The sequence below is a fragment of the Streptomyces sp. NPDC006265 genome, from assembly GCF_040613555.1.
In the GTDB taxonomy this organism is placed as follows: domain Bacteria; phylum Actinomycetota; class Actinomycetes; order Streptomycetales; family Streptomycetaceae; genus Streptomyces.
Map to the genome: position 1 here is coordinate 1 of NZ_JBEXSH010001449.1, position 1,279 is coordinate 1,279.

Sequence of the window (1,279 nt, forward strand, 5' to 3'; positions counted from 1 at the left end):
TCGCGGGAGTGCTCATGAGATCCCCCGCCGTCACCGCCCCGGCCTTGGCAAGGTCGGACAACCGTCGGCGTTGCTCGAAGAGACTCGGGTCGCTGTCGCGGAACTCCTCCTTGGGCAGCAGGTCAGCCTCGGAGACGACGCCGATGACATGCCCTTCTCCCTCCAGGACCGGCATGGCACTGACCTTCCACTGCTCCATGGTCTGCACGATCTCCTTGAAGGGCGCGTCGCGTCCGACGGCCACCACCGTCTGGGTCATCACATCGCTGACGATGTGCGGGGTCTCAGGCACCGCGATCATCCTCGTCTCTCGCCTCGTCAGGGCACCTCGCCGGCGCCGTGGGGTGCGTGCAGCTCACCGACCGCAGCCGCGTCGAACTCGTAAGCGCGTACCGGGCTGGTAGCCCGGACCCCCCAGAGGGCGACGTGCCCGTGTGAATGGTCCAGGAGCGGTCGGCTCTTTTGCCCTCGTCGGGATGCGCGCGTCGGTCGCGAACGACTCCTCACGAGCGAGGGGGAGGGGCTGTTCGCAAGGCTTGTTGGTCAGGGCGCCGAAGACGCCGGTCCTGGCAACCATGCTCGCCTTCCCTGCGCCGACCTCGAAGGGGAAACCGGCTTGTATCAGGCCGATGCGACGGCTGTGGCGGCGACGCGAGGAATGGAACCCCGTTCCTTCTCCAGCCGCATGACTCCACGATCGTCGCAAATCGCCGCAGTGCAACCCGGGCCGAGGGCGCCCGTCGAGAGCCGGTTCATGTGTCGCGACGTAACCCATGCGGTGCGACGGTATTGACAGGGGCTCCCGGCAGTTGCCGGGCGGGAAAGTGGGGGTGACCGTGGAGCTCCCGCTGGTCGTGGGTGTCGACGGATCGGATTCCAGCCTGGAGGCCGTGGACTGGGCGGCGGACGAGGCGGCGCGCCCCGGCCTGTCGCTCCGGCTCTTCTACGCCTCTTTGTGGGAGCGGTACGAGGGAGGCCGCCCGTCCTTCAGTACTGACCGCCCGGCCGAAGAGGTCATGGCCCAGCACAGCCGCGTCCGGCGGCGAACGCGCGCGGTTTCGTGATCCAGAGGTGAAAGTCTCGGAGAGGGGAGGGTGGCCGATGTCGGAGTGGACCTGGGACGACGAGGGCTACGACCCGGCCGGTGAGCGGCTGCGCGAGTCGTCGTGCACGCTCGGCAACGGCTCCTTCGCCCCCGCGTGGTGCCGGCCGACCGGGCGGTGACCATAGCGCCCCGGGAGAGCCGCACCCGCGGGGGGGCCCAGACACCATCCGCGCC

2 protein-coding genes and 1 pseudogene are annotated in these 1,279 nt (G+C 69.3%); 2 read left to right on the forward strand and 1 reads right to left on the reverse strand.

Annotation, left to right across the window (positions count from 1 at the left end):
• Positions 1-292 (reverse strand): CBS domain-containing protein (locus ABZ281_RS49710; RefSeq protein WP_356665479.1); only part of this gene is annotated, 292 nt, incomplete at its 3' end.
• Positions 293-836: 544 nt separating this feature from the next.
• Here ABZ281_RS49710 and ABZ281_RS49715 point away from each other — a divergent pair.
• A pseudogene (locus ABZ281_RS49715) lies at positions 837-1,083 on the forward strand (universal stress protein); the annotation flags it as partial.
• Between the two features lie 18 nt (positions 1,084-1,101).
• Positions 1,102-1,224 carry a hypothetical protein gene (locus tag ABZ281_RS49720; protein WP_356665481.1) on the forward strand — a complete coding sequence of 41 codons (123 nt, stop codon included), beginning with the start codon at positions 1,102-1,104 and terminating at the stop codon, positions 1,222-1,224.
• Positions 1,225-1,279 lie beyond the last annotated feature (55 nt).

What these genes read in the sequence shown, in the direction of transcription:
- ABZ281_RS49720 (WP_356665481.1), top strand. Translation starts at nt 1,102, where the DNA reads ATGTCGGAGTGGACCTGGGACGACGAGGGCTACGACCCGGCCGGTGAG.